Raw genomic sequence first — 3431 nt, forward strand, 5'->3', positions numbered from 1 at the left:
GACACTGTCGCGACCGAACAGCCAGGATACCTCCCCCGTCCGCCCCGATTGGGACGTGGCGGACGGGGGAGGTATCCTGGCTGTTCGGTCGCGACAGTGTCCGCGATCCCGCCTGCCCGCGTCGGCCCCCGAGCCGGGCGCCGGGCGGCCCCCAGACGATCCGAAAGCAGGAAGAGCCCTGAGTACGCGCCTCGACCACCGCAACCCCCTCGTGTTCGACACGCACGAGCTGGGCCGGCGTCCCGGTGCCATGCAGCGTCTCGACCGCTCGGTACCGGCCCCGGCCGACCTCGGCCTGGACGGCGTCATCGCCGTCCCCGAGGGATCGCCCGTGGAGCTGGAGCTGCGCCTGGAGTCGGTCATGGAAGGTGTGCTCGTCACAGGCACCGCCCGTGCGTCGGCGGCCGGCGAGTGCGTAAGGTGTCTGGAGCCGCTGCACCGCGAGGTGACGGCGGACTTCCAGGAGATGTTCTCGTACCCCGACACCGACGACCGCGGACGGCGCAAGCCGGCGGACGACGTGGACGGCGAGGACGCGGAGGGCGAGGACATCGTCCCCCTCGAGGACGGCATGTTCGACCTCGAACCCGTGCTGCGCGATGCGGTGGTGCTCGCACTGCCGATGCAGCCGGTGTGCCGGGAGGACTGTGCGGGACTGTGCCCCGACTGCGGGCTCAACCTGAACGAGGACCCGGACCACCACCATGACGCCGTCGACATCCGTTGGGCGGCACTGCAGGGACTCGCCGGTTCACTCGGAACCGATGAGAAGGACAACATGAGCGGCGCCGAACCTGGCGTCGACGAGAAGCAGGAGAAGTAGCCGTGGCTGTTCCGAAGCGGAAGATGTCGCGCAGCAACACGCGCCACCGCCGGTCGCAGTGGAAGGCTGCGGTCCCCACCCTGGTGTCGTGCGAGCGCTGCCAGGAGCCGAAGCTGCAGCACATCGCGTGCCCGAGCTGCGGCACGTACAACAAGCGCCAGGTCCTCTCGGTCTGAGCGGGCTGGTGAGAGGCACCGTGTCTGGCCAGAAGACGGCGGAAGACGCCAAGAAGCAGGCGGACAACACGGCCTCGTCCCACACGCTTCTGGAAGGGCGGCTCGGGTACACCCTTGAGTCCGCCCTTCTGGTGCGTGCGCTGACCCACCGTTCCTACGCGTACGAGAACGGCGGTCTGCCCACCAACGAGCGGCTGGAGTTCCTCGGGGACTCCGTGCTCGGCCTGGTGGTCACGGACACGCTGTACCGCACCCACCCCGACCTGCCCGAAGGCCAACTGGCCAAGTTGCGGGCCGCGGTGGTCAACTCCCGTGCGCTGGCGGAGGTCGGACGCGGCCTCGACCTGGGAGCCTTCATCCGGCTCGGCCGGGGCGAGGAAGGCACCGGCGGCCGGGACAAGGCGTCCATCCTCGCCGACACCCTCGAAGCGGTGATCGGCGCGGTCTACCTCGACCAGGGCCTCGACGCGGCGTCCGAGCTGGTACACCGGCTCTTCGACCCGCTGATCGAGAAGTCCTCCAACCTCGGCGCCGGCCTCGACTGGAAGACCAGCCTCCAGGAACTCACCGCGGCCGAAGGCCTCGGCGTCCCGGAGTACCTGGTCAGCGAGACTGGACCGGACCACGAGAAGACCTTCACTGCTGCCGCCCGCGTCGGTGGTGTCTCGTACGGCACCGGCACCGGCCGCAGCAAGAAGGAAGCGGAACAGCAGGCGGCGGAATCCGCCTGGCGGTCCATCCGGGCCGCCGCGGACGAGCGGGAGGCAGCGGCCAAGGCCGCCGCCGACGGCGCCGCACAGGCCACCGAGGACGGCGCCGCCGCCCCCGAGGCCACCGCTTCCACCCCGCCGGCGACGTCCGCCGCGACCGAAGAGGCCGCCGACACCTCTTCCGCGACGGACTCCCCGACCCCGGCGGACTCGGCCACCCGCTGAGCCCGCCACCGCCCCGCCGTACCGGAATCACCCCCGGTACGGCGGGGTTTCCCATGCGTCGCCCCGCATCCTCAAGGAGTTCCGTTGCCCGAGCTGCCCGAGGTCGAAGTCGTCCGGCGCGGCCTGGAACGCTGGGTCGGCGGCCGGACCGTCGCCGACGTCGAGGTGCTGCACCCGCGCGCGGTCCGCCGCCATCTCGCCGGCGGCGACGACTTCGCCGCCCGGCTCGCCGGCCACCGCCTGGGGACGCCCCGCCGGCGCGGCAAGTACCTGTGGCTGCCGCTCGCCGACACCGACGCCTCGATCCTCGGCCACCTCGGCATGAGCGGCCAGCTCCTCGTCCAGCCCGCGACCGCCGCCGACGAGAAGCACCTGCGGGTGCGCATCCGCTTCGCCGACCCGCTCGGCACCGAGCTCCGCTTCGTCGACCAGCGCACCTTCGGCGGGCTCTCCCTGCACGAGAACACCCCCGACGGCCTGCCGCTGCCCATCGCGCACATCGCCCGCGACCCGCTCGACCCCGCCTTCGACGAGGACGCCTACCACCGGGCCCTGCGGCTGCGGCGCACGACCCTCAAGCGCGCCCTGCTCGACCAGACCCTGATCAGCGGCGTCGGCAACATCTACGCCGACGAGGCGCTGTGGCGCTCGAAGCTCCACTACGAGCGTCCCACCGCCACCCTCACCCGGCCCCGCTCCGTCGAACTGCTCGGCCACATCCGCGAGGTCATGACCGCCGCCCTCGACGTCGGCGGCACCAGCTTCGACAGCCTGTACGTCAACGTCAACGGGCAGTCCGGCTACTTCGACCGCTCCCTGGACGCCTACGGCCGCGAGGGCCTGCCCTGCCGCCGCTGCGCCACCCCGGTCCGCCGCCGCCCCTGGATGAACCGCTCCAGCTACTACTGCCCCCGCTGCCAGCGCCCGCCCCGGCCGCCGGTGGTGTGAGCACGAGGGGAGGGCCCCGACCGGTGGTCCGGTCGGGGCCCTCCCTGGTGTCCGAGCGGCTCAGAAGCCGAAGTTCTGGGTCCACCAGGGGCCGCCGGAGCCGAACTGCACGCCGACGCCCAGGGTGGTGTAGTCGCAGTTCAGGATGTTGGCGCGGTGGCCCTCGCTGTTCATCCAGGACTCCATGACGGCCGCCGCGTCCGCCTGGCCGCGGGCTATGTTCTCCGCCGCCAGGCCGGAGACGCCGGCCGCCGAGGCGCGGTCCCACGGGGTGCGGCCGTCGGGGTCGGTGTGCGAGAAGTAGCCGCGGGCGGCCATGTCCCGGCTGTGCGCGCCGGCCAGCGAGTCCAGCTTCCCGGACGCGGTCAGCGGACGGCAGCCCACCTTGGCCCGCTCGTCGTTGACCAGCTTCAGCACCGCGGCCGCGGCGGCCTGCTCCCGGCTGGTGTCCGCGGAGGGCGGTGCGGACGGGGCCGGGCGGTCGACGGTCCGCTCGGGGGCGGGCGCGGCGGAACGCTCCGGGGCGGGACGGCTGGTGCTCTTCTTCGG

At 72.5% G+C, this 3431-nt stretch carries 5 protein-coding genes; 4 read left to right on the top strand and 1 reads right to left on the bottom strand.

Annotated elements, in window-relative coordinates; all coding sequences use genetic code 11:
* The first annotated feature begins 211 nt into the window (after positions 1-211).
* The 4 genes from C6N75_RS17655 to mutM all read left to right on the top strand — a co-directional run bounded on the left by C6N75_RS17655 (position 212) and on the right by mutM (position 2882).
* Positions 212-823 carry a YceD family protein gene (locus C6N75_RS17655; RefSeq protein ID WP_181160514.1) on the top strand — a complete coding sequence of 204 codons (612 nt, stop codon included), beginning with the start codon at positions 212-214 and terminating at the stop codon, positions 821-823.
* 2 nt (positions 824-825) lie between these two features.
* On the top strand, positions 826-999 hold the full coding sequence (rpmF, locus tag C6N75_RS17660) for a 50S ribosomal protein L32 (RefSeq protein WP_015036448.1): 174 nt from the start codon (positions 826-828) through the stop codon (positions 997-999).
* An 8-nt stretch (positions 1000-1007) separates the two neighbouring features.
* A complete protein-coding gene (gene rnc, locus C6N75_RS17665) occupies positions 1008-1934 on the top strand; it encodes a ribonuclease III (RefSeq protein WP_105869867.1) in 927 nt (308 codons plus the stop codon).
* A gap of 84 nt (positions 1935-2018) precedes the next feature.
* A complete protein-coding gene (gene mutM / locus C6N75_RS17670) occupies positions 2019-2882 on the top strand; it encodes a bifunctional DNA-formamidopyrimidine glycosylase/DNA-(apurinic or apyrimidinic site) lyase (RefSeq protein WP_105869868.1) in 864 nt (287 codons plus the stop codon).
* A gap of 60 nt (positions 2883-2942) precedes the next feature.
* On the opposite strand, the gene C6N75_RS17675 is transcribed toward mutM, so the two are convergent.
* Positions 2943-3431 (bottom strand): CAP domain-containing protein (locus tag C6N75_RS17675; RefSeq protein ID WP_146132592.1); only part of this gene is annotated, 489 nt, incomplete at its 5' end.

The sequence above is a fragment of the Streptomyces solincola genome (genome assembly GCF_002982015.1).
Taxonomy (GTDB): Bacteria; Actinomycetota; Actinomycetes; order Streptomycetales; family Streptomycetaceae; genus Streptomyces; species Streptomyces solincola.